At 74.5% G+C, this 24,681-nt stretch carries 21 protein-coding genes; 9 read left to right on the forward strand and 12 right to left on the reverse strand.

The genetic code is table 11. The annotated features are described in order from the left end of the window. Positions 1-176 precede the first annotated feature (176 nt). The 9 genes from ACZ5GH_RS29070 to ACZ5GH_RS29110 form a co-directional block, all read right to left on the reverse strand. A complete protein-coding gene (locus ACZ5GH_RS29070) occupies positions 177-1,424 on the reverse strand; it encodes a type III PLP-dependent enzyme (protein ID WP_464335741.1) in 1,248 nt (415 codons plus the stop codon). Continuing rightward, positions 1,421-3,232, reverse strand: a complete 1,812-nt coding sequence (locus ACZ5GH_RS29075; protein WP_464335742.1) for an IucA/IucC family protein — start codon at positions 3,230-3,232, stop codon at positions 1,421-1,423. Before ACZ5GH_RS29075 ends, ACZ5GH_RS29070 begins: the two co-directional genes overlap by 4 nt. Continuing rightward, complete coding sequence (locus tag ACZ5GH_RS29080; protein WP_387757735.1) at positions 3,229-4,452, reverse strand: MFS transporter; 1,224 nt, start codon at positions 4,450-4,452, stop codon at positions 3,229-3,231. Before ACZ5GH_RS29080 ends, ACZ5GH_RS29075 begins: the two co-directional genes overlap by 4 nt. Further along, positions 4,449-6,374: an IucA/IucC family protein gene (locus tag ACZ5GH_RS29085; protein ID WP_464335743.1), complete on the reverse strand. Its 1,926-nt coding sequence runs from the start codon at positions 6,372-6,374 to the stop codon at positions 4,449-4,451. The genes ACZ5GH_RS29080 and ACZ5GH_RS29085 overlap by 4 nt, the downstream gene beginning before the upstream one ends. Continuing rightward, on the reverse strand, positions 6,371-7,597 hold the full coding sequence (locus tag ACZ5GH_RS29090) for an ATP-grasp domain-containing protein (RefSeq protein WP_464335744.1): 1,227 nt from the start codon (positions 7,595-7,597) through the stop codon (positions 6,371-6,373). Before ACZ5GH_RS29090 ends, ACZ5GH_RS29085 begins: the two co-directional genes overlap by 4 nt. Before the next feature lie 97 nt (positions 7,598-7,694). Continuing rightward, positions 7,695-8,699, reverse strand: coding sequence for an ABC transporter substrate-binding protein (locus tag ACZ5GH_RS29095; RefSeq protein ID WP_387757739.1), 1,005 nt, complete (start codon positions 8,697-8,699; stop codon positions 7,695-7,697). Positions 8,700-8,770: 71 nt separating this feature from the next. Continuing rightward, positions 8,771-9,724, reverse strand: a complete 954-nt coding sequence (locus tag ACZ5GH_RS29100) for an ABC transporter ATP-binding protein (protein WP_387757741.1) — start codon at positions 9,722-9,724, stop codon at positions 8,771-8,773. Beyond that, positions 9,724-10,758 (reverse strand): FecCD family ABC transporter permease, encoded by a 1,035-nt coding sequence (locus tag ACZ5GH_RS29105; RefSeq protein ID WP_387757743.1) that lies wholly within the window; start codon positions 10,756-10,758, stop codon positions 9,724-9,726. The genes ACZ5GH_RS29100 and ACZ5GH_RS29105 overlap by 1 nt, the downstream gene beginning before the upstream one ends. Next, complete coding sequence (locus tag ACZ5GH_RS29110) at positions 10,755-11,732, reverse strand: FecCD family ABC transporter permease (protein ID WP_464336889.1); 978 nt, start codon at positions 11,730-11,732, stop codon at positions 10,755-10,757. The genes ACZ5GH_RS29105 and ACZ5GH_RS29110 overlap by 4 nt, the downstream gene beginning before the upstream one ends. Positions 11,733-11,959: 227 nt before the next feature. On the opposite strand from ACZ5GH_RS29110, the gene ACZ5GH_RS29115 reads away from it, so the two are divergent. Further along, entirely contained in the window at positions 11,960-12,838 is an 879-nt protein-coding gene (locus ACZ5GH_RS29115; protein WP_464335745.1) for a (2Fe-2S)-binding protein, read from the forward strand. 148 nt (positions 12,839-12,986) lie between these two features. Here ACZ5GH_RS29115 and ACZ5GH_RS29120 read toward each other — a convergent pair whose 3' ends face one another. Further along, positions 12,987-13,400 carry a DUF6191 domain-containing protein gene (locus tag ACZ5GH_RS29120; protein WP_464335746.1) on the reverse strand — a complete coding sequence of 138 codons (414 nt, stop codon included), beginning with the start codon at positions 13,398-13,400 and terminating at the stop codon, positions 12,987-12,989. A gap of 144 nt (positions 13,401-13,544) precedes the next feature. Here ACZ5GH_RS29120 and ACZ5GH_RS29125 point away from each other — a divergent pair, with 144 nt between their 5' ends. From ACZ5GH_RS29125 to ACZ5GH_RS29145, 5 genes are all read left to right on the forward strand, one after another. Continuing rightward, positions 13,545-14,303, forward strand: a complete 759-nt coding sequence (locus ACZ5GH_RS29125; RefSeq protein ID WP_464335747.1) for a dienelactone hydrolase family protein — start codon at positions 13,545-13,547, stop codon at positions 14,301-14,303. Positions 14,304-14,427: 124 nt separating this feature from the next. Then, a complete protein-coding gene (locus tag ACZ5GH_RS29130; RefSeq protein ID WP_464335748.1) occupies positions 14,428-15,429 on the forward strand; it encodes an alpha/beta fold hydrolase in 1,002 nt (333 codons plus the stop codon). Positions 15,430-15,543: 114 nt separating this feature from the next. Then, positions 15,544-17,628, forward strand: coding sequence for a serine/threonine-protein kinase (locus ACZ5GH_RS29135; RefSeq protein WP_464335749.1), 2,085 nt, complete (start codon positions 15,544-15,546; stop codon positions 17,626-17,628). A gap of 44 nt (positions 17,629-17,672) precedes the next feature. Continuing rightward, positions 17,673-17,807 carry a hypothetical protein gene (locus ACZ5GH_RS29140; protein WP_464335750.1) on the forward strand — a complete coding sequence of 45 codons (135 nt, stop codon included), beginning with the start codon at positions 17,673-17,675 and terminating at the stop codon, positions 17,805-17,807. Between the two features lie 216 nt (positions 17,808-18,023). Continuing rightward, positions 18,024-18,971 (forward strand): CPBP family intramembrane glutamic endopeptidase, encoded by a 948-nt coding sequence (locus ACZ5GH_RS29145; protein ID WP_464335751.1) that lies wholly within the window; start codon positions 18,024-18,026, stop codon positions 18,969-18,971. A gap of 131 nt (positions 18,972-19,102) precedes the next feature. Here the strand turns inward: ACZ5GH_RS29145 and ACZ5GH_RS29150 are convergent, their stop codons facing one another. Both ACZ5GH_RS29150 and ACZ5GH_RS29155 read right to left on the reverse strand, forming a co-directional pair. Continuing rightward, positions 19,103-20,119: an ABC transporter substrate-binding protein gene (locus ACZ5GH_RS29150; protein ID WP_464335752.1), complete on the reverse strand. Its 1,017-nt coding sequence runs from the start codon at positions 20,117-20,119 to the stop codon at positions 19,103-19,105. 59 nt (positions 20,120-20,178) lie between these two features. After that, on the reverse strand, positions 20,179-20,967 hold the full coding sequence (locus tag ACZ5GH_RS29155; protein ID WP_464335753.1) for a MerR family transcriptional regulator: 789 nt from the start codon (positions 20,965-20,967) through the stop codon (positions 20,179-20,181). A 204-nt stretch (positions 20,968-21,171) separates the two neighbouring features. On the opposite strand from ACZ5GH_RS29155, the gene ACZ5GH_RS29160 reads away from it, so the two are divergent. From ACZ5GH_RS29160 to ACZ5GH_RS29170, 3 genes are read left to right on the forward strand one after another with little or no spacing between them, the layout of a single operon-like run. Further along, on the forward strand, positions 21,172-22,743 hold the full coding sequence (locus ACZ5GH_RS29160) for a flavin-containing monooxygenase (protein WP_464335754.1): 1,572 nt from the start codon (positions 21,172-21,174) through the stop codon (positions 22,741-22,743). Beyond that, positions 22,740-23,750 carry an alpha/beta fold hydrolase gene (locus tag ACZ5GH_RS29165; RefSeq protein ID WP_464335755.1) on the forward strand — a complete coding sequence of 337 codons (1,011 nt, stop codon included), beginning with the start codon at positions 22,740-22,742 and terminating at the stop codon, positions 23,748-23,750. The genes ACZ5GH_RS29160 and ACZ5GH_RS29165 overlap by 4 nt, the downstream gene beginning before the upstream one ends. After that, complete coding sequence (locus ACZ5GH_RS29170; RefSeq protein ID WP_464335756.1) at positions 23,747-24,658, forward strand: SDR family oxidoreductase; 912 nt, start codon at positions 23,747-23,749, stop codon at positions 24,656-24,658. Before ACZ5GH_RS29165 ends, ACZ5GH_RS29170 begins: the two co-directional genes overlap by 4 nt. Positions 24,659-24,681 lie beyond the last annotated feature (23 nt).

Consider the following 24,681-nt stretch of genomic DNA (forward strand, 5'->3'; position numbering starts at 1 on the left):
CGCTGCCTACCACTCTCCCACGAGTGGCGGAAGGGGGCGGTGGTGGGCCGGGGGCGCGACGCCGGCCGCCGGCCGACGGCAGACAGATGACAGGAAACAGCTAACAGATGACAGAGTTCGAAATCTGTCATCTGTCATCCGTCGCCTGTAACCCATCGGCTGTCTGCGGCCGCCCGTCACCCCTGCGCTGCGTCCGGCCCGTCGCCGTTCAGGTAGTGGAAGCCCGGACGAGGGTGCATCAGGAACTCGTGGTGCGAGATGTTCCACGCGTACGCGCCCGCCATCGCGAACAGCACGCGGTCGCCCGACCGCAGGCCGTCCGCTCCCTCGGCGGCGTGGGCGAGCACGTCCTTCGGCGTGCAGAGCTGCCCGGCCAGGGTGGCGCGGCCGGTGGTGACGGCGGGACGCGGCCACGGGTGCGGCCAGGCGTCCACCGGGAGCACCGCGAAGGGCTGGGAGTGGCCCCGGGTCGCGGGCGTGCGCAGGTGGTGGGTGCCGCCGCGGACCACCGCGAAGTCCTCGCCGTGGCTCGCCTTCACGTCCAGCACCTCGGTCGCGTACCAGCCGCAGTAGGCGGTCAGCGCCCGGCCCGGCTCGATCCGCAGGGTCAGCCCCGGGTAGGCGTCGAGCAGCTTCGCCAGGCCCTCGCCGAAGGCGGTCCAGTCGAAGCGGGCGGACGGGTCCGCGTAGTCCACGGCCATCCCGCCGCCGATGTTGACCTCGGTCAGCGGGAAGCCGTGCCGCTCGGCCAGCGCGGCCGACCAGGCGACGATCCGGTCGGCGACCGACAGCTGCTCCGCCGCCGCGAGCCCGCTGGCCAGGTGGGCGTGCACGCCGCGCAGCCGCAGCTGCCGCCCCAGCGGAGCGCCGTCGGCGAGCAGCCGGACGCACTCCTCGGCCCGGTCCGGGTCCAGCCCGAACGGCGTCGGACGGCCGCCCATGGCGAGCGGCACCGCGTCGAGCGCCTCGGTCTCGACGGCCAGATTGACCCGCAGCAGCACGTCCACGACGGTGTCCGGCCGGTCCGCGAGGACGGCGGCCAGCCGGTGCAACTCCTGCTCGCTCTCGACGTGCCAGCGGTGCACCCCGGCGTCCACCGCCGCGGTGATCTCGGCCGGGGTCTTGCCGGGGCCGCCGAAGGCCAGCGGCGCGTCCGGCACGGCGGCCCGGACGTGGGCCAACTCGCCGCCGCTGGACACCTCGTAGCCGTCCACCGCCGCGCGCAGCGCGGTCAGCAGCGGCGCCTCCGGGTTGGCCTTGGCGGCGTAGTACAGCTCCACCCGTTCGGGCAGCGCGGCCCGGACGGCGGTGGCGTGCTCCCGCAGCGCGGCCAAGTCGTAGACGTAGGCGGGCAGTTCGTCGGGCGCGAGGCCGGCGGCGAGGCGGTGGACGGCCTCGGTCGGCCGGAGGGTCTCGGACGTCATCGGGCGGTGCTCCCGGCGGGAAGGCGGACGGGCGAACGGACGGGCATGCGGGCGGCCTCGGCGAGGACCGAGCCGGCCAGGGGGGAGGGCAGTCGGACGTAGCCGGCCTCGCGGTCGGCCTTGCGCTCCCAGCGGGTCAGCAGGTTGGCCTTGGCGGGCAGCGGGACGCCGGCGAGCAGCGCGCGCAGCCGGGGCGGGCAGCCGTGCGCGGCGGCGTACTCCTCCAGGGTGTCCCGGACGGCCTGCCAGAGTGCGCACTCCAGCTCGGGGTGCCGGTCGGCGAGCGCGGCGAGCAGCTCGGCGACGTGGTTGACCAGCAGGCAGTAGACCACCCGGTCCCAGCCGCGCTCCGCGTCGTAAGTCATCGGTCCGGCGACCTCGGGCGGGAGGGCGGCGAGGATGTCGGCGTTCTGCTCGGGGACGAGCTTGGTGCCCTCCAGGTCGCGGAAGAGCACCTGGACGGGGTGCCCGGCCCGGTCCACGCCGATCAGCACGTTCTGCAGGTGCGGTTCGAGCACCACGCCGTGGTCGAAGTACGCGGCCAGGACCGGTGGGACGAGCAGCCGCAGATAGGCGCGCCACCAGTCGAGCGCCGCCGCGGCGTCCGAACCCCCGTCCAGCAGACGGGAGATGTGGGCGGAGCTGGTCGGGTGCTCGTCGGCGACGGCGGCCGCGAGCAGCGGGGTGACTCCGGGCCGCAGCACGCCGCCGAAGCCCTCCCGGACGATCAGGCCGAAGCCCTCGAACAGCTCCCGGTCGGGGTGTCCGTCGGCGCCGGGCAGGGCGAGGGTGCGGAAGGCCGGTTCGCGCAGCATGGCCGAGTCGGGGAAGCGCCGGGCGAGGTCGGCCATGGCCGGGGCGAGCAGCCGGGTGAGCGCGACGGCGCCGGTGAGCTCGTAGGCGGCGTTCTTGCGCAGGCAGTTGGTGATGCGGACGTTCAGGCTGAACTTGAGGAAGGCGTCGGCGCCGTGCAGGGTGCGCACCGAGGCGGTGGCGGTGAAGCGCTCGCCGCGCGGGCCGAGGTCGAGGACGTCGCCCCGGGCCAGGGCGGCGCGCAACAGCGGGTGGTCGCCGATGAGTTGGTACTGCCAGGGGTGGGCGGGCAGCAGTCGGTAGCCGTCCGGCACCTCGCCGAGACCGTCCAGCAGGGCGGTCACGCTCCCGTCCAGCGACTCCTCGGCCAGCAGGTCGGAGCGGACGGCGAGGTGGCGCAGCGGGAAGGCGGCGCGGGACTCGGGGGCGTAGCTGCGCCAGTCGCCGCGGGCCGCGGAGCGGGACTTGGGGGCCGGGTGGAAGCGGTGGCCGAACAGCAGTGCCTGCTCGGACTCCAGGTAGCGGTCGGCCCCGGCGGCCGGTCGGCCGTCCAGGACTTGGCGGACGCCGTGGTGGCTGGACGCGACCTGGTCGAGGAACTCCTCGTTCACCGTGCCGGTCCGCAGCTCCAGCTCGTGCTGGACGTACTCGGCCAGCTCCCGCCAGCCCAACTCGGACCAGTCGCCGTCCCGTTCGACCTCGACCGGCCCGGTGAAGCGGTGTGCGCCGAGCAGCGAGGTGCGGCGCAGGGCGACCCGCAGCAGGGCGCCGCGGCGCGGCAGGCGCAGCAGCAGCCGGCCCTCGTCGGCGGCGGTCTGGTGCTCGGGTGCGGAGACCTCGCGCAGCAGGCAGTTCAGCAGGGTGTGGACCACTGCCTCGTCGGCGGTGGGCAGTTCGTCGGTTCCGCCCGATCGGTTGCCGGAACCCAGGGGCCGGCCGGTGGTGTCGCGGGGTTCGTCGGTCCTGGGCGAGTGGGCGGACTGCTCGGGGGTCATCGGCGACTCCAGCGCTGGCGGAGGGACGGAAGGGTGAGGGTGGTGGCCGCGACGGCGGCCAGCAGGGCGGCGGCGGTTCCGGCCACCACGGGGGCGGCGGCGCCGAACCGCCCGTTGGCCAGCGCGGCGACGGCGCCGGCGGCGACGGCGCCACCCTTGGAGACGAGTTCGAGGGTGCCGAACATCCGCCCGGGCTGGCGCCCCTGGGCGGCTCCGGCGGCGAGCACGGCGAGGCAGACCAGCCCCAGCGTGAGCCCGGCCCCGAGCAGCAGCCGGACGGCGACGAACACGGGCAGCGAGTACGCCACCGCGTGCCCGGCCAGGCCGAGCGCGACGAAGCCGAAGCCGAGCGCGATGCCGGTGTGCGGGCGGGAGTGGAACACGGTGTGGGTGCGGGCGGCGAACACCAGGTAGCACAGGTGCGGCAGGGCGAACAGCACGCCCGTCGTGGTGCCGTCCACGCCGGGCAGGCGCTGCTCGGCGAGGGCGATCAGGTACGGGAAGGAGATGACCGTCGCGAAGACGAAGGCGAACTCGAAGGCGTAGAGCGGCAGCAGCGACACCGTGGCGGTCCGCTCGGCCGGCCGGCCGTCGGCGGCCGTCGCGGCCTCGGGACGCTCCGGCTCGGGCAGCAGGGAGAGGAACACCGCCGCGGCGAGCGGGAGTACGGCCATCACCAGGTACTGGCGGTGCGGGTCGATCCACGGGGAGAGCGCCCCGACCAGGATCGGCGCCGCCACCAGCGCCGCCCGCGCGCTGCCCTGCATCAGGGTGAGGGCTCGGGAGAGCCGGGGGCCGTCGAGTGCGGCGGCCAGGTAGCCGTTGGTGGCGGCGAAGGTGCCGCCGAGGAAGCCCTGGAGGACCAGCGCGAGGGTGAACGCGGTCAGGCTGTCGGCGGCCCCGGCCAGCAGGAAGGAGACGGTGAGCCCGAGTTGGGCGCGCAGCAGCAGGCGCTTGCGGCCGAACCGGTCGGCCAGTCGGCCCCACAGCGGTGCGCCGAGCGCGCTGAACACCGTCGGGACGATGTACAGCACACCGGCCCAGCGGGCCTCCTGGTCACCGAGCGCGGGCAGGATCGCGGTCAGGTAGGGCGGCAGGCCGAGCGCGGCGAAGGAGGCGACGAAGTAGCACGCCGCGACGGCGTGCACCTGGCGCCGGCCGAGGCCGCCGGATCGGTCGGCCGAGGGCTGCGACTGCTGCGGCAGGGTCTCCACGCTCACCGGGCGGTCCCGTCCGTGCGCCGCTGGTCGTGCGGGTGGTCCGACGGGTGGTCGAAGGCGGGCTCGCCCGGCTGCTCGCGCAGGTAGTTGGGCCCGCTGGTGTAGTGCTTGTTGATGTCGGCGGCGCCCGAGCGCTGCTTGCTCAGCAGCGTCCCGGCGGTGACCATGGCCTTGACCGGCAGCCGTTCGGCGTCCAGCAGCGCGGCCCGCAGCGGTTCGCCCACCGGGCCGAGCCGCTCCACGGCCTCCGCGGTGCGCTTGCGCAACAGGGCCAGGGTGTCTGCGCGTTCGGCCCGGCCGTGGTCGGCGAGGCCGAAGGCGAGGGCGCCGGTGCACAGGTGGCCGGTGATGGTGGCGAACAGGTCGGTGAGCGGCCGGTCGTCCTCGCCGAATATCCGCGCGTCGTCGAACTCCTCGCGGGCGGGCGCGAGTTCGCCGAGCGAGGCGGTCATCCGGGCGGTGTGCACGCGCGGTCCGTCGTCGTCCTTGTAGAGCAGCCGCAGGCCGTCCCGGTCGAGCACCAGGGAGGTGTTCTGCTGGTGCGACTCCAGGGCGACGCCATGGCCGAACAGCGTGGTCTGCCAGTCGAGCAGCAGCTCCAGCAGGGCGTCGTAGCAGGCCAGGACGTCGCCGCCGTAGTAGCGGTCGGCGAGGTGGTCGACGACCAGCCGGCCGCCGGGCGCGGGAGCCAGCAGGGCTGCCAGCGGAACGGTCGAGGCCTGCTCCAGTCCGGCCGGGTAGCGGCGCAGCAGGACGGCCAGCAGCTCGTGTCCGGCGTGCGCCCAGGACTGCTCGTCGGCGTGCAGGACGCGGCCGGCGAAGCGCGGTTCGCGCGCCAGCACGGCCTCGATCAGCCGCTGGCCGGCGGCGCCGTCCAGCAGCGTGCCGGGCTTGATGGTGCGGCGGTTGAGGCGGCCCAGGGTGGCGGTGGCGAGCGGGAGCTTGAGGTGGCAGGCGGGGTCGTCGGCGACGGCGACGGTGCGCATGGAAAGGGTCGGCACGACGGTCAGGTACGGCCGCTCGGCGAGTACCGCGCGGCCGGCCAGACCGGTGGCGGCCAGCGCCTCGTCCAGGGGTGCGCCGACGGTGAGCGGGTGGACCGGCAGGGTGGCCCAGCCCTCGCCGGGGCATTGGTCGGCGAGGCCCAGCCAGGCGGGGGTGGGCCACCAGCTCGGCAGTGGGCGGTCCCCGTGGACGGTCAGCGCGCCGGCCGGCACCGCCAGCCAGCGCAGCTCGAAGGGGGAGTGGAACTCCGGCGCGTAGGAGCGCAGTTGGGGCTCGGTGAGACCGGCGCGGCCGCGCGCGGTGGGGTAGACCGGGTGGTCGAGGTAGGCGGCCAGGGCGTCGTGGCCGAGGGCGGCGGCGAGGCCGGTCCAGTCGGCCGGGTCCGCGCCGTACAGGTCGGCGAGCCGCTCGTGCACCTCGGGGCGGACCCGCTCGTGCAGCTCCATGGTGGCGAGGGTCTGCCGGCACTCCTCGGCGAAGGCCGCCCAGCCGGGCCGGTCCTCGGGCTCGGCCGACTCGGCGAGCGCCGCGACGACGGTGTCCGGGCCGGTGAGCCGCCGACCGGCCAGCTCCAGCAGCGGCAGCCGGGCCGCGTACTCCGACTGGAAGCCCTCCGGCCGTACGGGCAGGGCGAGTCGAAGCTCGGGGACGGTCAGCCAGCGGCCGTCGGCGCGGTCCTCGACGGTGCCGCGGGTGCGCAGGCCGAGGACGTCCTCGCGCAGCAGGGCGGAGAGCACGCGCAGGGTGAGCTGGTCGGCCGCGGCCGACGGCCGCGCGGCGGTGGTGGAGGTCTGCCCGGGGGTGGTGGCGGGCTGCCCGGTGGTGGTGGCGGGCTGCCCGGTCGTGGTGAGGGGCTGCCCGGCGGGGCCCGCCGGGCGGGCCGCGGTCGCGGCCGTGGTCCGGTCTCCGACGGTCATGGGGTGATCTCCCAGCGGTTGGCGGCGAGGAAACGGGCGGCGGCAGCGTCCACCGCGTCCTGGTCGGCGCCGATCGTCCAGACGACGCCCAGGTAGTCGCGGTTGGTGCGGTAGTGCTCGTGGCGCTCGCCGAGCGGGCGCAGCGGGCGGTAGGCGAGCCGGACGCCGTCGCGCTCCTCGTCGTACGGACCGGGAGCGGCGGTGAGGACGCCGGCCCGGTCGGCGCAGACCACCTCGTTGCGGGCCCGGCGGGGGGTCGTGGCGCACCGCTCGGCGAGGTCGGCGGGCAGTTCGTGGCCCAGGTGGACCCCGAGGATCAGCTCGAACAGGGGTATGTCGAGGATCTCGGCCAGCATCAGGTCGCACTGGTCACCGAGGGCGCGGTAGTTGACCTCGATGATGCGGGCGCGGCCGTCCGGCTGGACGACGAACTCGGTGTGGCAGACGCCGAATCCGACGCCGAGCGCGTCGAGTTGGGCGAGCACCTGGTCGACCACGGGCCGCGGGTGGGCCGGGACGAAGGTGAGCACCTCCTCGATGAAGTCCGGCGGCGGGGAGAGCCGGGTGCGGAAGCCGCCGAGGACGTGCCGTCGGCGGCCGTCGCCGAGGGTCTCCAGGGTGCACAGCTGCCCGGCCAGGAACTCCTCGACCACCAGGGTGGCGCCGGCTCTGCGGTGCTGGATCTCCTTGCAGCGCTGGGCGAGTTCGGCGGCGTCGGCGACCAGGGTGACGTCCTCGCTGGCCACCCCCTCGCGGGGCTTGACCACGCAGGGGAACGGCACGTCCAGCTCGGCCGGGTCCTGGCCGGGGGCCAGCTCGGCGGAGCGGACGGTGTCCAGGCCGGTCAACGCGAGGTGGCGGCGCAGCTGGCCCTTGTCCTTGGCGCGCAGCGCGGCCTTCCAGTCCTTGGCCGGCAGGCCGAAGTACTCGGCGGCCAGCGCGGTCTGGGTCTGGAGGTGGTCGCTGTTGCTGAACACCGCGTCGGGCGCGTGGTCCGGGGCGGCGAGGGCGAGGCGGGAGACGAGGCTGATGACGGCGCGGAAGTCGCGGACGTCGCACTCCAGGACCTCGGGTGCGGGAAAGGCCAGCTCGGCGTAGGCCCGTCGGTGGGCGTCGGCGCCGTCGGTCAGGACGGTGACGTCGAGCCCGAGCCGGGCGGCGGCGGGCAGGAAGCCGGAGGTGACGGAGTCGGTGGGGTTGAGCGCGAGCAGGTAGAGCCGCATGGAGGAACCTCGGAGGGTGGCGGAGGAGAGAGGGCGAACAGATGACAGTGGACAACTTTCGAAATCTGTCAGCTGTTCGCCCCCCGGCTGTCGACGGTTACTTGGGCGCTTCCACGCCGGCGGCCTTGGCGATGTCGCCGAGCATCGCGTCGGCGGCCTGGACGCCGATGCCGGACATCCAGGTCTCGTCCGGGACGTTGAACACCTTGTTGTTCTTGACCGCGTTCAGGCCCTGCCAGACCGGGGTCTGCTGGACCTCGCTCTCCTTGGTCTTGCTCGGGTCGTCGGCGGTGGTGACGAACACCAGGTCCGCGTCGGCCTGGTTGATCTGCTCGGCGCTGACCTCGACGATGTTCTGCTCCACGTCCTGCGAGGCCGGACGGGCCAGGCCGACGTCCTTGAGCACCACGCCGCTGTAGGAGGACTTGGCGTACAGGCGGGTCGGGCCGGCCACGAAGCGGACCACCGAGGCCGTCGGCATGGTCCCGTTGTTCTTCGCCTTGATCGCCTCGCCGAGCTTCTTCGCCCGCGCCTCGTAGTCGGCCAGCGCCTTCTTGGCGTCGTCCTCCTTGCCGAGCGCCTGGGCGTACAGCGCGAGGTTCTCCTTCCACGGGAAGCCCGTGGTCTCGGCCAGCACGGTCGGGGCGATCGCGTTCAGCTGGTCGTACACCTTGGCGTGGCGGACCTTGGAGGAGAGGATCAGGTCGGGCTTGAGGGAGGCGATCAGCTCCAGGTTCGGCTCGTTCATCGGGCCGACGTCCTTGGTGTCCTTGATCTTGTCCTTGAGGTAGTTCGGGAACCCGCCCTCGGTCTTCATGTGCGGGGACACCGCGCCGACCGGCGTGATGCCGAGCAGCGTGACGTCGTCCAGCTCACCGCTGTCCAGGACCACGACGCGCTTGGGCTGGCTCTTGATCTGGGCCGTCCCGGCGGCGTGCTTGACGCTGCGCGGGAAACCGGCGGTGGTGCCGGCCGAGGCGGAGGAAGCGGACGACGCGGAGTCGCCGCCCGACTTGGCGCCGTCCCCGTTGCTGCCGCAGGCGGCGAGCAGGGTGGTCGAGAGGGCGACGGCGAGGACGGCGACAGGGAGTCGGCGATTCATCGGGGTTCCTTGGATCGGGTCGAACAGGGGGACGGGATGGGGGAGTTCGGCAGTCGGTGAGGGCGATGAGGTCACATGCCGGACGGGGTGGCGCCGCCGCGTCGGCGCGCCCGCGGCACGACCAGCGGTGTGCCGGTCTCCGGGTCGGGCACGACCCGGCACGGCACCTGGAAGACGCTCTCCACCAGGTCCGCCGTCAGCACCTCCGACGGCGGCCCGGCGGCCGCGAGCCGGCCGTCCTTGAGCACGACCAGGTGGTCGGCGTACCGGGCGGCCTGGCCGAGGTCGTGCAGCACCATCACGACGGTGCGCCCTGCCTCGGCGTGCAGGTCGGCGACCAGGTCGAGGACGTCCAGCTGGTGGCGCAGGTCCAGGAAGGTGGTCGGCTCGTCCAGCAGCAGCAGGTCGGTCTCCTGGGCGAGCGCGAGCGCGATCCAGACCCGCTGGCGCTGCCCGCCGGAGAGCCGGTCCACCTGGCGGTCGCGCAGCTCGGCGGTGCCGGTGCGCTCCAGCGCCTCCTCGACCGCGGCCTGGTCCGCCTTGGACCACGGGCTGAGCATCCGCTGGTGCGGGTAGCGCCCGAGGCGCACCAGCGCCTCGACGGTGACGGCCTCCGGGGTGACGGGCTGCTGCGGCAGCAGGCCCATCCGCCTGGCGAGCGCCCGGGCGGGCATCCGGTGGATGTCGGAGCCGTCCAGGGTGACCGTCCCGGCGGCCGGGTCGAGCAGCCGGACCAGTCCGCGCAGCAGCGTGGACTTGCCGCAGGCGTTCGGCCCGACGATCGCGGTGACGGCGTTGCCGGGCAGTTCGAGGTCCAGCCCGTCCACGATGGCCCGGTCGCCGTAGCGCAGGCCGAGGCCCCGGGTGGCGAGCCGGTTCGCGGCGGCACCGGTGGCAGCGCCCGCCGCCGTACCGGTGGTCGTACCGGCAGCCGTACCGGAGACCGCGGCGGTCCCGGTGGACTCGGTGGCCCCGGCCGTCCCGGCCGCGCCGGGGGTCCCGGTGGTCGTCTCGACGGAGGTCATCAGCTGCTCCTCTGGGGAAGCCGGCCCTGGCGGATCATCAGCACCAGGAGCCAGGGCGCGCCGAGGGTGGCGGTGACGGCACCGACCGGCAGGCCGTGGACGGGGATCACGTGCAGCACGAGGAGGTCGGCGGAGAGCAGCAGCACGGCGCCGGTGAGCGCGGTGAGGCCGAGCGTGCCGAGGGTGGGCGGCCCGGCGAGCAGCCGGACCAGGTGCGGGACGGCGAGCGCGACGAACGCGACCGGCCCGGTGAGCGCGGCGGCCAGCGAGGCCAGCGTGATGGTGAGCAGCAGCAGCCAGATCCGGTCCCGGGCCGGGTTGAGGCCGAGGCCGCCGGCCGAGTCGTCGCCGAGGTCGAGCACCGCGACCCGCCGCTGGCAGAGCAGCAGGGCGGTGGTGGTCAGCGCGATGGCGGTGCCGCCGATCCACACCTCCGTCCAGTTGCGGCCGTAGAGCGAGCCGGTGGTCCACTGGAGCGCGGAGGAGGCCAGTTCGGCCGGGAACCGTACGATCATCAGATTCACGGCGGCGGCCAGGCCCTGCTGGACCGCCAGGCCGACCAGCACCAGGCGGGTGACGGCCATCTTGGAGCGCCAGGCGAAGCCGCCGAGCAGCAGCGCCGCGAGCAGCCCGCCACCCACCGCGGCCAGCGGGATCAGCTGCTGGGAGGCGCCGGCGGCGAGCATCAGCGCCGCGCCGAAGGAGGCGCCGCCGGTGATGCCGATGGTGTCGGGGGCGGCCAGCGGGTTGCGGAACAGCCGCTGGAGCATCGAGCCGGCCACCGCCAGCCCGGCGCCCGCGATCAGCGCCGAGAACACCCGGGGCGCCCGGAACTGCTGCACCACCAGGACGTCCCCGGGCTCGCCCTGGCCGACCAGGGCGAGCAGCGCGTCCCAGGCGGAGATGCTGAGCCGTCCGGTGCCGAGCGCGATCCCGGTCAGCAGCACCAGCAGCGCGGCGGCCACCAGCGACCAGACGGCGGTACGGGTCCGGCGGCGGGCGAGGGCCCGTACGGGCAGGGCGAGCGTGCTCACTTGGCCACCTTCCGGGCCAGCACCGCGAGCAGCGGCGCACCGAGGAACGCGGTGACGATGCCGACCTCGATCTCGGACGGGCGGACCACCAGCCGGCCGAGGACGTCGGCGGTGAGCAGCAGCACCGGGCCGGTGACCAGGCAGCCGGGCAGCAGCCAGCGGTGGTCGTTGCCGAGCAGCGGACGGACCAGGTGAGGGGCGGCCAGTCCGATGAACGCCACCGGTCCGGCGACGGCGACCGCGCCGCCCGCGAGCAGTACGACGGCGAGTCCGCCGACCACCCGGATCCGGGCCACCGGCACGCCCAGCGCCTGCGCGGTCTCGTCGCCGAGCGCCAGCGCGTTCAGTGCGGGCGCGATGGCGAGCGCGCCGACCAGGCCGAGTGCGAGGAAGGGCAGGACGGGGGTGAGGGTGTCCAGGTGCCGCCCGGCGATCGAGCCGGCCAGCCAGAACCGGGCCTCGTCCAGGGTGCGGTGACTGGCCAGCATCAGCGAGGAGGTCCAGGAGGTGAGAACCACGGTGAGCACGGTGCCGCCGAGCGCCAGCCGGACCGGGTCGAGGTCTCCACCGCGCCGGGACATCGCGTACGCGGCGACGGCGGCGACCGCCGCGCCGGCGAAGGCGAACCAGACGTACTCGACCGTCCGGGAGAGGTCCAGCGTGTAGATCGCGGCGACCACGAAGAGGCTCGCCCCGGCGTTGATGCCGAGGGTGATCGGGGAGGCCAGCGGGTTGCGGGTGACGCCCTGGGCGACCGCCCCGGCGACACCGAGCGCGGCCCCGACCGCCAGTCCGATGAGCGTGCGCGGGACCCGAAGGCCCGTCACCACATCGGCGTCACCGCCGTGGGCGGCACCGGTGAGGGCGTCGATCACGGTGGAGAGCGGGATGGATCGGGAGCCCAGCGCAAGGCTCAGGGCGGCACACAGCACGAGCGCGCACGCGCCGGCGAGCAGCAGCAGGGGCTGCCGGATCGCCGGGGAGCGGGGCGGCGCCGGGGCTGTGGGGGCCGGCGGGTCGGTTCTCAGCACGAAGAGACATCTTAGGTTAGGTTTACCTAATCTCGTCAAGCTTTTGGTCGGTTCGACCGATTGGACCGATGAACCGACCGGTGGGGTCGGGGGGTCGCCGGTTGCCGTGATGCATTGTAAGGTGAGCCTCACCTTAATCGATCATGTGGAATCGATCTACGGGAGTGTCAATGGTTCCCGGAACACCCCTGTCCGTCGCGCACTCCGGGGCTGCCGCGTCCGTCGCGGCCCCCGCGCCGGTGGGGCCCGCCGCGGACTGCGTGCCCGTCGGGCCCGCCGCGTCCTCGGTGCTGGTCGCCGACTACCGGCGGCTGCTGGAGCTGTGCCCGGTGCTGGAGCTGCGTCTGCTCGACGCCGCCGAGCCCGACCCGTGCGCCGCCGACGGCTGGTACTCCGGAACCGAACTCGCCACCGACGAACGGGCACTGGCCGCCGTCCTGGCCGGTGAGGAGGCCCGCATCGCCGACGAGCACGGCCGCGCCCCCCGACCGCACGTCACCGCCTCCCGGCTGCTCCACCACTACGCCTGGTCGGCCTGCCTGCTGATCGCCGGCCCCTGGCACCTCGCCCGCCGGGTCCCCGCCGTCGACCCCGGCGACCTCTGGCTGCACGCCCCCACCGGCGACCTCGCGCTGCGCCCGCGCGGGCACGTCACCCTGCCCGGCGACGACGAACTGCGCGCCGAACTGCGGACGGCCGTGGTCGCGCACCTCGGACCGGTGCTCACCGCGTTCGCCGGCCCCACCCGACGCCGCGACCGTGCGCTCTGGGGCATGGTGACGGACGACCTGGCCTCCGCCATCTGGTACCTCGGTCGGATGCTCGGCGACGAGGACGCCTCCGTCGCCGCCGCCGAGTCGGTCCTGCCCGGCCGCACCCTGCCGCTGCCCGGCGGCGCCGACTTCCGCCGGCTGCACACCCCCGACGGGCGCGCCCACCAGACCCGCACCCGGCTCGGCTGCTGCCTCTACTACGCGGTCGGGCCGGCGGCGACCGCGTGCCTGACCTGCCCGCGGACCTCCGACGAGGAGCGGCTGCGACGGCTCTGACGGCTCTCATGGCTCTGACGGCTCCTTCACAGCCCCGCCGCGGCAGCATGTCTCCCGTCCGTCGGCCGGAGGAGGTCGGCGGCACCCGGGTCGAGTCCCATAGCCCGTACCGGGGCGAGCACGGCGCGACGACGGCCGACCCGGGCGGCTACCGGTCGGTGCTCCGCTCCCGCGCCCGGGGCGCCTGAGCCTCCGTCTCCCCGGGCGCCCGGCCGGCCGTGACCGTGGCGCCGTCCGCGCGCGGCGCGGGGCCGGGCGTACGGCCCGCGGCGCCGCCGGGCAGCACCGCCAAGCCCCGGTCCAGGTCCACGCCGAACCGCGGCGGCGCTCCGGCCCGCGCGTCGTCCCGCAGCACGAGCCGCTCCCGCTCCTGCTCGACCTGCACCTGCTTGCCCGGGCTGAACAGCGCGTGCAGCTCCTCCAGCCCGCCGACGCCCAGCCCGGTCCCCGGCCCGCGTTGCCGCGGTCGCGACGAGGACTCGTCCTCGACCTGCCACACCGCCAGCAGCACCATCCCCAGCACCGCCACGACCACCGCCGCCACACCCACGATCCAGCCCATGCCCGTTCAACGGGGCCGCGGGGCCGCGGCGTTCCCCACGCGAACCGCGGACGCGGGGTGGGCGCGGTGCGACGAAAAGCGCGTGGGCGGGGGCGGACCCACCGGATACGCTGCCGGACGACACCGATAAGGAGCGCCCTCACCATGCCCGTGCGCGGAACCCTCGTGGACATCCCGACGGCGGACGGCACCGCCGACGCCTACCTCGCCCACCCCGACGACGGCCGGGCCCACCCGGGCGTCATCCTCTACATGGACGCCTTCGGGCTCCGTCCGCACCTGGAGCGGATGGCCGACCGGCTGGCCGCGGCCGGGTACACCGTGCTCGTCCCCAACGTCTTCTACCGCGGCGGCCGCGCGCCGGTCGTCGAACTGCCGGAACTCATCGACGTGGAGCGGGCCGACGAACTCTTCGCCCGGATCGTCCCGCTGCTCGACGAACTCACCCCGGAGGCGGCGACCCGCGACGCGGACGCGTACCTGCGCTGGCTCGCCGACTCCCCGCTGGTCCAGGACGGCCCGGTCGGCCTGACCGGCTACTGCCTCGGGGCCCGGCTGGCGCTGTACACGGCCGCCGGTCACCCGGACCGGATCGCCGTCGCGGCCGGATTCCACGGCGGCGGCCTCGCCACCGACAGCCCCGACAGCCCGCACCTGGGCGCCGACCGGATCACCGCCGAGCTGTACTTCGGCCACGCGGACGGCGACCCGTCGCTGCCGCCCGAGCAGATCGACCGGCTCGCCGCGGCCCTCGCCGCCGCCGGTGTCCGGTACCGGGCGGAGGTCTACACCGGCGCCCCGCACGGCTACACCCAGGCCGACACCACCCGTTACGACGCGGCGGCCGCCGAGCGGCACTGGGACGCGCTGCTCGGCGTGCTGAAGCGGACGCTGCCGGCCTGATGGCCTGCTGATCGGCCGGCCTGTTGACCGGCCGGCCCGCTGAGGTGTTGACCGGCCAGCTCGCAGGCCGTGCGGAACCGGGCTCCGGGGGAGGGGCCGGACGACCGATCCAGGGGGATCGCTCATGAACACCAGTCGGAGCGAACGGAGGGCGCTCGCCGGTCCGGGCCTGCGGAGCGTCCAGGAGGCCATCGCGCGGGCGCTCGGCGAGCACCTGCCCGGCGGCGTGCGCGGCGGTGAACTCGACTGCGGCGGACTCGAGGGCGGGGGACTCGAGGGCGGGGGGCCGGGCTCAGACGAACTCGAATGCGGCGGAAGGGCGTTGCGCTGGGTGGAGGCCGGCCGGGGCGGCGCCGTGCCGGTGGTCCTGATCGCGGGTTGCGGCACCACGGCGCTCACCTGGTCGGCCGTCCTGCCCGAACTCGCCCGGTACGGACGGGTGGTGGCGTACGACCGGGCCGGGCTCGGCGCCAGCGCACCCGGGCGTGCCACCGCCCCGACCCTGGACGGTCAGATCGCCGACCTGGCCGCCCTGGTGCGGCACCTGGACGCGGGACCGGCCCTGCTGGTCGGGCACAGCTGGGGCGGCCAGCTGGCCCAACTCCTCGCCTGGCAGCGGCCGGAGCTGGTGGCCGGGCTGGTGCTGGTCGACCCCGGGCACGAGGAGTTCCAGCCGCGGTCCATCCGGGTCGCCGAGGCCGTACTGACCCGGTTGTGGCTGCTCCGGACCGTGCCGGCACGGGTGTCGCCGCCGTCGACGACACCCGGAGCGGCGGGGCCGCTCGACCGGGCCGAGGCGGCCGTGATCGCGTACCGGCACCAACGGCGGGCCGTTCTCGCCGAGCTGCGGATGGCGGCCCTCGCGGCACCCGAGATCCGGCGGCGCCGTGCTGCCGCGCGGCCGCTCGCGATGCCGGTGGCGGTCCTGAGCGCGACCCGGGGCCTGCCCGGGCCGATGCGCCGCCGCTGGACCGCGCTGCAGGCGCGCGTGGCGAGGAGCGCCGTCCGGGCGACGCACGGCACCGTCCACGGCGCCGGTCACGTCATCCAGGCCGACCGGCCCAAGGCGGTCGTCGCGGCCGTCCGAGAAGTTGCGGATCACGCCCGATACTTCCTCAAGGTCTGACAATTCGTGCTCAATTCCTTTTCGGACCTGGGCTGCTGAGCCCGCGACACCCTCTGGCACACTGTGTGCCGATGACCCGTCGGGGCGGGGCACGGAACACGGGGGAGCAGGGGTATGAGCGGGGCGGGCACCGTGCTCGGCGGCCGGTACGAGCTGGTCGAGAAGATCGGTGGCGGCGCGATGGGCTCGGTCTGGAAGGCCGAGGACACCGTGCTGGCACGGCAGGTCGCGGTCAAGATCCTCCGCTCGGAGCTGCTGGAGGACGACACCTCGGCCCAGCGCTTCCGCCGCGAGGCCCAGCTGGTCGCCGCAGTCGACCATCCCGGCGTGGTGGGCGTCCACGACTACGGCGAGAGCGGCGGCGACGGCGAGGAACGCTGCGCCTACATCGTCATGGAGCTGATCGACGGCCGTCCGCTGGACCGGGTGCTCACGGACACCGGCCCGATGACCGTCGAGCGCGCCCTCGACCTGGTGGCCGGCGCCCTGGACGCGCTGCACGCCGCGCACCGGCGGGAGATCGTGCACCGGGATATCAAGCCGTCCAACCTGATGGTGCGCGCCGACGGACGGGTGGCCATCACCGACTTCGGCATCGCCCGGGCGCTCGCCAGCACCAAGCTCACCGCGCCGTTCGCGATCATCGGCACCGCGCTCTACATGTCCCCGGAGCAGGCCGAGGGAGCGAACCTCGGGCCGGTCACCGACCTCTACTCGATCGGCGTGGTCTGCTACGAACTGCTGGTCGGCGAGCCGCCGTACTCCGGTGACGGGCCGCTCCAGATCGCGCTCAAGCACGTCAACCAGCCGGTGCCGGAACTGCCGGACACCTTCCCGGCGCCGGTGCGGGCGCTGGTCGCCCGGGCGCTCGCCAAGAAGCCCGAGGAGCGGTACGCGGACGCCGCCGAGATGGCGGCGGCGGCCCGTGCGGCGGCCCGTGCGGCGCGCGCGGGGGTCGACGGTCCGGTCGGCGAGCCGGGGCCCGCGGAGATCGGTGCGGCAGACAGCGGGACCATCCCGCTCCGGCCCCGCGCCGGTGCTGCGGCTGACGGCGGTGCGGCGGTGGGCGGGGCGGCTGACGACGGGGCGGTTGGCGGCGGTGCGGCCGAGGGCGGTGCGGCGAAGCCGGCCAAGGGCGGCGCCGTGGACCTGGCCAAGGGCGGTGCCGCGGAGCCCGCCGCGGCGGGGGCCGTGGTGGCACCCGCGGGTGGCACCCCGGCACCGGACGAGGTCGCGAAGGTGGAGCCGCAGGCGCAGACCGAGCCCGGCCGCCGACGGACGCGGCGCACCCTGCTGGTGCCCGTCGTCATCCCCGTCGTCATCTCGGTGGGCACGGCGACCGTGCTCCTGATCGACCGCGGCGCCGGCAACTCCGATGCCGCCCAGCCGCCCGCCGCCCAGCCGACCGTGGTGGTCACCGCCCCCGTGAACCCGGGCGCCGCCACCGCGGCGCCCGCGGCCACCACCGCGCCCGCCGCCCCGGCGCCGACCGACACCCCGGCGGCCACCCCGGGCCCGGACCAGCAGACGCCCGGCGCCGCCCAGAACCAGCCGCAGGTGCCGGTCCCTCCGGTCCCGACCGCGGGTCAGGGCGGCAACGGTGCGAGCGGCGGATCGGGCGGCAGCCGGACCGGCGGCACGGGCACCGGTACGGCCGCGGGCGGGTCGTCGGCCGGTCAGGCGAACCAGCCAGGCGGCGGCAACCCGCCCAACCCGCCCGCCAACCAGAACCCGCAGCCCCCGGCCCAGACCACCGGCGGCGGCACCACCACCGCCCCGCAGAGCCCGAGCCGGCCCGCGTCCTGCGGCGGCACCAGCTGGAGCACCATCGTCAGCGTGAAGGACGGCCGCGCGATCGGGATGCGCGACGACAACCTGAACGGCGACAACCCGATCGTGGTCGGCGGCCACGCGCAGTACGGCTGGGTGCGTTCGACGAACCCCGGCGCATGGATCCTCTTCAACGCCTGCAACAACGGCGGCCCGCAGATGGTCCAGACGATGGACGGGAAGGTCACCCTGAGCGGTGGCTTCAGCTTCCTCACCAACTGGAGTGTCCGTACCGGGAGTTCGGCCGGCTCCTACACCCTCGCCGACTACCAGGGCCAGAGCTGCATGACCAACAACGGCCCCGGCGGCGCGGTCACGATGGTCACCTGCACCCCCGGCAACACCGCCCAGGAGTGGCGCTTCCAGTGAACGGTGGCCGGCCGGGCCACGCCCACGCCGTTCCCACCCCCAGCGTGGAGTCCAATGCCGTCGCCGCCGCCTGGTCAGCCGCCAACGTGAACGGAACGGGCTCCCGGGCACTGGTGGGCGGTCGGCGGGAGTACGGCGGGGGCGACGGTGAGCGGACCACCGTCGCCCCGGCCGCGTGAGGCCTGACGATACGTCAATTCCTGCCCCGCTGCAGCTTCCGCGGTGGTTCGCGGGACGCAGGGTGACGGTCGGTGGGGCGCGGGGCGCGCACGAGCACCTCCAGTGGGCCCTTGTCCACCCAGAAAACTCGACCATCGGCGTGGTAGCGGACAACTCCCCGGAGCGGCAGTGCACTTGGTTACGGGGTGAGCCTTCGGGTCCGTAGCGTGCTCGGCATGACACGACCCACCCAGCCGACGCCATCGACGCGGCTCACGCAACCGACGCCGACCCTGCCGGGCGCCGTCCGGCGACGCGGCCTGCTGGTCTACCTGGTGCTCGCCTACGCCGGAATGTGGGCGGCCATGACGCCGCTGCTCGCCGACGGATACCGGCGCTCCGACGCTCGGGAGGAGGTCGGCATGCTGGAGCAACTCTGCATCGCGGCCGCCATGTTGGCCCCGGCGCTGGCGGCGCTGCTCGTGGTCCGCTTCGTCGAGCGCGGCGGCGCGGTACGGGAGGCGCTTGCGCTGCGCATGCCGCGGCCACGGGCCCGCGCGGTTCGGGCCCTCCTGCTGCCGCTCGGGGTCATCGGTGGGCTGACCGCCGCGACACTGGTGCTCGGCGCACTGGTGGGCGGCTACCCGTTCGCCGGCTTCGGCTTGTTGGACGCGGGGCGGGTCGGGTCGTGGGCGGTCCAGGGGCTGATCGGGATGGTGCTCTCGCTGCCGCTGTTCTTCGGCGAGGAGATCGGCTGGCAGGGCTTCCTCTTCCCCCGGTTGCTGCAGTTCGGGGGCGGTACGGCGGGACTGGTGCGGGCCTACCTGCTCACCGGTACGGCCTTCGCGCTCTGGCACCTGCCGACCCTGCTGATGGGCGGGCAGTACCCGGGGCGGCCCTGGTACCTGGCGGTGCCCGCGCTGACGGTGAGCTGCGTGCTCGTCCTGCCGGTCTTCACCTGGCTGAGGCTGCGCTCGGGGTCGGTCGTCCCGGCGGTGCTGGCACACGCCTTCGCCAGCAGCATGAGCGTGACGATGGTCCGGGAGTTCGCGGCCCCGGACGCCGAGCTGGACCCGCTCACCATGTCGCTGGCGGGCTGGCCCGGGTGGATCGTCCTCGGCGGGTTCGTGGTCTTCCTCGCGGGCACCGGGCGGCTGCGGCCGGGGCGGTACGCGCGGGGGTGACGGGCGGTGGGGCGCGCCGGATGACAGGTGACGGGTTTCAGATGACAGATTTCATCATCTGTTATCTGTCATCTGTTCGCTGAAATCCGTCGACTGTCGGCTGTCATTTGTTCGGCGCCCGGCGCCGCCCCTCACCCGCCCGCCGGAGCCAGGTCCCTGCGGATCTCGTCCAGGATCAGCCCGGCCCCGCTGTAGCCGATGCCGAGCATCCACAGGTTGTCGTCCACCCGGAACACCCGCCCGCTGCGCACGGCGTCCAGGTTCCTCCAGAGCGCTCCCTCGGTGATCTTGCCCTGGTCGGACTTGGCCGCGTCCCCGTACACCGAGTAGAAGATGACGTCGGCCGCCGCCTGGTCCACCTGCTCGGGGCTGATCTCCATGGAGAAGCCGGGCTTGTCCTGGTTGGCGGGCCGCCCGAGGCCGAGGTCCTTGAACAGCGAGCCGACGAAGGTGTCGTTCAGGTAGAGCCTGGTCGGCGCGCCCGCCAGGAAGCGGGCCATCTCGACCCGGGTGGCCGCCGCCCTGGCCGGCCCGCCGAGCGCGGTGACCAGGTCCCGCAGCTTCGCCCGGTACGCCGCGTCCGCCGCGTCGGCCTCGGCCTGGCGGCCCAGCGCCTCGGCGTGCAGTCGGACGTTCTCCTTCCAGGTCGGCCCGGTGGTCCCGGAGAGCACCGTAGGCGCGATCTTCGAGAGCTGGTCGTACCGCTTGTCGTCGCGGACCTGGTTGCTCAGGATGAGGTCCGGCCGCAGCGCCGCGATCGCCTCCAGGCTGGGCTGGCCGATGGCCCCGACGGGCTTCGTCCCGGCCAGCCGCTCGGCGGGCAGGTACGCGGGGAAGGACGCGCCCGCGGCGACGGTGGTTGCGCCGACCGGGCTGAGGCCCAGGGTGACCGCCGAGTCCAGCGCGTCGGTGTCCAGGACCACCACCCGGCTCGCCCGCGCCGGCACGGTGCTCTCGCCACGCGCGTGCCGGACCGTCCGGCTGCCGCCCGTGCCGCCCGTGCCGCCCGTGCCGCCCGTGCCGGACGAACCGGCGCCCGAACCGCCGCTCGGCGCCGTGGCGCCGGACCCGCAGGCGGCGAGCGCGAGCCCCGGGGCGAGTCCGGCGGCGAGGCCGAGCGCGGCGCGGCGGCTGAGCGGTCGGGGCATCGGCGGCACCTCCAACGTACGGGCGGGGCGCCGGAATCCCTGCCCGCACGGCGGCCCGGCTACGCCTCGGAACCGTTCTCCCGTCGCTGGCGCAGGAGTTCCGCGTACTCGGCGTGCACCCGCCGGTCCATCGCGAGGGTGAACTGGGCGTCCGCGACCGTTCGTGCCAGCGGCCGGACCCGCATGATGCGCTCGGTGAGCCGGGCCGCCGTGCCGGGCGGGAGCGGGGTGTCGGCGGCCAGCGCGCTGAGCAGGTGCTCGCTGACCACCTCGATGAAGATCTCGGCGATGGCGTCCACGTGCTCCCGGGTCCGCCGGCTCGCCTCCAGCACCGCCGCGAGCGGCACCCCCTCCGCCACCAGCTCGGTGGTGGCCTCCATCAGCCGGCGGCTGACGTGGGTGATGCCGTGCTCCTCGACGGTGATGTAGCCCTGGGCGATCGATTCGGCGGTGTTCTCCTCGGTGAGCTGGTCGCCGAAGGCGGCCCTCAGCTCCTCCCAGTCCAGGCGCACCGGGGTCTCGTCGGACCACGACGCGACGATCGCCGCCTCCAGCCCGATCAGCTCGGCGACGTCCCGACCGCTCTCGCCGGCGCCGATCAGCTCGGCGATGCCGCCCAGGGTGTGGCCGCGTTCGAGGAGTTCGGCGATCATCCGCAGCCGAGCCAGGTGCTCCTCGCCGTACCAGGCGATCCGGCCGTCCCGGCGGGGCGGCTGCAGCAGTTTGCGCTCGCGGTAGAAGCGCAGGGTGCGGGTGGTGATGCCGGCGGCTTCGGCCAGTTCCTCCACCCGGTACTCGCGTTTTCTGTCGCCCGCAGCAGCTCTGACCTTGTCCACGGCGATCAGCATAGGACCGCCGGCTCGGAAGGCTCCCCGAACCGGAGCCGTCGTGCTTCTTCCATCCGGTGTCAGCAAGGGCTACCCTGCCAACCGTGCCAGTGATTGCTGGCGCGATTGGCAGGGTCCCGGAGGCGAGTCTCCCCGGGAGGTTCCGGGGCCGAGGGGCTCCGGGAGAGCGCGACGATCACCGTCCCACCCTCAGGAGGTTGCCGCATGGCATCCAGCAGCAAGCGCCCCCGCTCCGGCGCGTCCGCAGCGACCGACACCACCGCTGCGCAGGAGCCCGTTCCGCACGTCCGGGTGGCGGTGATCGGCTCCGGCTTCGGCGGCCTCGGCGCCGCGGTCCGACTGCGTCGCGCCGGGATCACCGACTTCGTGGTCCTGGAGCGGGCGGACTCGGTCGGCGGCACCTGGCGCGACAACAGCTACCCCGGCTGCGCCTGCGACGTGCCCTCGCACCTCTACTCCTTCTCCTTCGCGCCCAACCCCGAATGGCCGCGCAGCTTCTCCGGCCAGCCGGACATCCGCGCCTACCTGGAGAAGGTCGCCACCGTCTTCGGTCTCCGTCCCCACCTGCGCTTCAACACCGAAGTCCTGGAAGCCCGTTGGGAGAGCGAGCAGACCCGCTGGCGGATCACCACCTCGGCCGGCCAGTGGACCGCCGACGCCGTCGTCTCCGCCGCCGGACCGCTCGCCGACCCGCAGATCCCCGACCTGCCCGGACTGGCCGGCTTCCCCGGCAAGGTGTTCCACTCCTCCCGCTGGGACCACGACTTCGACCTGACCGGCAAGCGCGTGGCGATGGTCGGCACCGGCGCCTCCGCCGCCCAGATCATCCCGTCGATCCAGCCCGCGGTCGGCAAACTGACGGTCTTCCAGCGCACCCCGGCCTGGGTGCTGCCGCGCCGCGACCGCGAGATCACCCAGCTGGAGAAGTGGCTGCACGGCCGCCTGCCGGTCACCACGAAGATCCGCCGCGGCACCCTCTTCGCGCTCCGCGAGCTCCAGGTGGACGCGTTCGTGCGCCGCCCCGGACTGCTGCGCCTGGTCCAGCAGCTCGCCGAACGCCACATCGCCCAGGGCGTCTCCGATCCGGCGCTGCGCGCCAGGCTCACCCCGGACTACCGGATCGGCTGCAAGCGCATCCTGCTCAGCAACACCTACTACCCGGCGCTCGCGGCGGCCAACACCGAGGTCGTCTCCTCCGGCCTGCGCGAACTGCGCGGCTCCACGCTGGTCGCCGCCGACGGCAGCGAGCACGAGGTGGACGCGATCGTCTTCGGCACCGGCTTCCACGTCACCGACATGCCCATCGGCGCCCGGGTGTTCGGAGTCGACGGCACCAGCCTGGCGGAGGAGTGGAAGGACGGCATGGAGGCGCTGCGCGGCTCGACCGTGCGCGGCTTCCCGAACCTCTTCTTCGTCATCGGGCCCAACACCGGCCTCGGCAACAGCTCGATGATCCTGATGATCGAGTCCCAACTGAACTACCTGATCGACGCGTTGACCACGCTCGGCTCGATCGGCGCGGCCGCGATGCAGCCCACCGCGCGGGCCCAGCGGCAGTGGAACCTCGAACTCCAGCACCGGATGGACCGCACCGTCTGGACCACCGGCGGCTGCCGCAGCTGGTACCTCGACCCGAGCGGCAGGAACACCGTGCTCTGGCCCGGTTCCACCACCGCGTTCCGCCGGGCCACCCGCAGGATCGACCTCGGCGAGTACGAGCTGATCATGCGCGGCGCACCGGCCGCCGCCCGTACCGTCCAGGAGGTCTCCGCGTGACCCGTGTCCATCTGCCCGAGGAGTACGAACCGCCGGTCCCGGCGGAGGAGTTGAGCGTCCGGTCGGCCGACGGCATCCGGCTGCACGTCGAGGTGCACGGCCAGCCCGGCGCGCCCACCGTGGTGCTCGCGCACGGCTGGACCTGCTCGACCGTCTTCTGGGCCCCGGTCATCCGCCGACTCGCCGACCGGTACCGGGTGGTGGCGTACGACCAGCGCGGCCACGGGCACAGCGAGATCCCGCCGAGCCGGGCCCGCTACTCGACCCGGGCGCTCGCCGAGGACCTGTCCGCCGTACTCGCGCGGACCGTTCCGGCGGGCGAGCGGGCCGTACTGGCCGGGCACAGCATGGGCGGGATGACCGTCATGGCCGCCGGCGGCCGTCCCGAGGTCGCCGAACGCACCGCCGCGGCCGTCCTGGTCTCCACCGGCCCGGGCGACCTGGTGGCCGAACTCACCGTCCTGCCGCCCGCCGTACGCGCCCGGGGCCTGCGGCGCTTCCTGCACCGGCAGCTGCTGCGCTCCCGGATGCCGCTAGGGCCGGTCTCTCCGGTCAGCCGGGCGGCGCTCAAGTACGCCACCATGGGGCCAGGTTCGCCCGCCGGTCAGGTCGAGGCGACGGCCCGGATCGTGCACGCCTGCCCGACCGCCGTCCGCGCCAACTGGGCCGCGGTGCTGGACCGGTTGGACGTCCACGCCGGGCTCGCCCGGCTCGCCGCGCCCACCGCGGTGGTGGTCGGCACCGACGACCGGCTGACCCCGCCGGTGCACGCCCATCGGATCGTCTCCCGACTCCAGGACCCGCAGGGGCTGTTGCTGCTGCCCGGGGTCGGCCACATGGCACCGCTGGAGCGTCCGGAGGAGGTCGCCGCCGAGATCCACCGGATGGCCTCCGCGTACCTGACGTCCGCGCCCGCCGCCGCGCCCGCGCCTGTCTCCGACTCCGTTCCCGCTCCCGACTCCGCTTCCGATTCCGATTCCGCCGAGGAGAGGACCGCCGTCGCATGAACGCGACCCCGCCGTTTTCCGCACAGGTCGTCGTCGTCACCGGGGCCGCGCGCGGCGTCGGTGCCTCGCTGGCCCGCAAGCTCGCCCGGCGCGGAGCCAAGGTGGCCCTGCTGGGGCTCGAGCCGGAGGAGCTGAAGGCCGTTGCCGCGCAGTGCGGCCCGTCCGCGACCAGCTGGGAGGTGGACGTCACCGACCTCGACGCGCTCGAGGACACCGCCCGGCGGATCAAGGAGCACTACGGGCGGATCGACACCGTCGTCGCCAACGCCGGGATCGCGATCGGCGGACCGCTGACCGACAGCGACCACAGGGCGTTCAGCCGGGTCATCGAGGTCAACCTGCTCGGCAGCGTGGCCACCGCGCGGGCCTTCCTGCCCGCGCTCGCCGAGAGCCGGGGGTACCTGCTCCAGATCGCCTCGCTCGCCGCGCTGACCCCGGCGCCGCTGATGAGCGCTTACTGCGCCAGCAAGTCCGGCGTGGAGGCCTTCGCCCACTCGATCCGCGCCGAGGTGGCCTTCCAGGGGGTCAAGGTTGGGGTGGGGTACCTGAGTTGGACCGACACGGACATGGTGCGCGGGGCCGACGAGGACGCGGTGCTGAAGCAGATGCGCTCCCGGCTGCCGTGGCCGGCGAACAAGACGTACCCGCTGGAGCCCGCGGTGGACCGGATCGTCGCCGGGATCGCCCGCCGGTCCGCCCACGTCTACGCCCAGGCGTGGCTGCGCGGGATGCAGCCAGTCCGCTGGCTGCTGCCGAGCCTGATCGCGGTGGTCGGCTCCCGGGACGTGGCCCGGCTGGCGCCCCAGCTCGCCGCCACCGCCGCCAGCCGCCTGCGCGCCGTCGGCGCCGGGGGCGCGGCGGACACGGCGGTGCGGGGGAGCCGGAGCGGGGCGGGGACCGACGGCTGACGGCGAACAGATGGCAGCCGACG

It is taken from the genome of Kitasatospora sp. Xyl93 (assembly GCF_055383135.1).

Bases quoted from the DNA above. Each gene is read 5' to 3' on its own strand.
- ACZ5GH_RS29070 (WP_464335741.1), bottom strand. From the start codon at position 1,424: ATGACGTCCGAGACCCTCCGGCCGACCGAGGCCGTCCACCGCCTCGCC.
- ACZ5GH_RS29075 (WP_464335742.1), bottom strand. From the start codon at position 3,232: ATGACCCCCGAGCAGTCCGCCCACTCGCCCAGGACCGACGAACCCCGC.
- ACZ5GH_RS29085 (WP_464335743.1), bottom strand. From the start codon at position 6,374: ATGACCGTCGGAGACCGGACCACGGCCGCGACCGCGGCCCGCCCGGCG.
- ACZ5GH_RS29090 (WP_464335744.1), bottom strand. From the start codon at position 7,597: ATGCGGCTCTACCTGCTCGCGCTCAACCCCACCGACTCCGTCACCTCC.
- ACZ5GH_RS29095 (WP_387757739.1), bottom strand. From the start codon at position 8,699: ATGAATCGCCGACTCCCTGTCGCCGTCCTCGCCGTCGCCCTCTCGACC.
- ACZ5GH_RS29100 (WP_387757741.1), bottom strand. From the start codon at position 9,724: ATGACCTCCGTCGAGACGACCACCGGGACCCCCGGCGCGGCCGGGACG.
- ACZ5GH_RS29115 (WP_464335745.1), top strand. From the start codon at position 11,960: ATGGTTCCCGGAACACCCCTGTCCGTCGCGCACTCCGGGGCTGCCGCG.
- ACZ5GH_RS29120 (WP_464335746.1), bottom strand. From the start codon at position 13,400: ATGGGCTGGATCGTGGGTGTGGCGGCGGTGGTCGTGGCGGTGCTGGGG.
- ACZ5GH_RS29125 (WP_464335747.1), top strand. From the start codon at position 13,545: ATGCCCGTGCGCGGAACCCTCGTGGACATCCCGACGGCGGACGGCACC.
- ACZ5GH_RS29130 (WP_464335748.1), top strand. From the start codon at position 14,428: ATGAACACCAGTCGGAGCGAACGGAGGGCGCTCGCCGGTCCGGGCCTG.
- ACZ5GH_RS29135 (WP_464335749.1), top strand. From the start codon at position 15,544: ATGAGCGGGGCGGGCACCGTGCTCGGCGGCCGGTACGAGCTGGTCGAG.
- ACZ5GH_RS29145 (WP_464335751.1), top strand. From the start codon at position 18,024: ATGACACGACCCACCCAGCCGACGCCATCGACGCGGCTCACGCAACCG.
- ACZ5GH_RS29150 (WP_464335752.1), bottom strand. From the start codon at position 20,119: ATGCCCCGACCGCTCAGCCGCCGCGCCGCGCTCGGCCTCGCCGCCGGA.
- ACZ5GH_RS29155 (WP_464335753.1), bottom strand. From the start codon at position 20,967: ATGCTGATCGCCGTGGACAAGGTCAGAGCTGCTGCGGGCGACAGAAAA.
- ACZ5GH_RS29160 (WP_464335754.1), top strand. From the start codon at position 21,172: ATGGCATCCAGCAGCAAGCGCCCCCGCTCCGGCGCGTCCGCAGCGACC.
- ACZ5GH_RS29170 (WP_464335756.1), top strand. From the start codon at position 23,747: ATGAACGCGACCCCGCCGTTTTCCGCACAGGTCGTCGTCGTCACCGGG.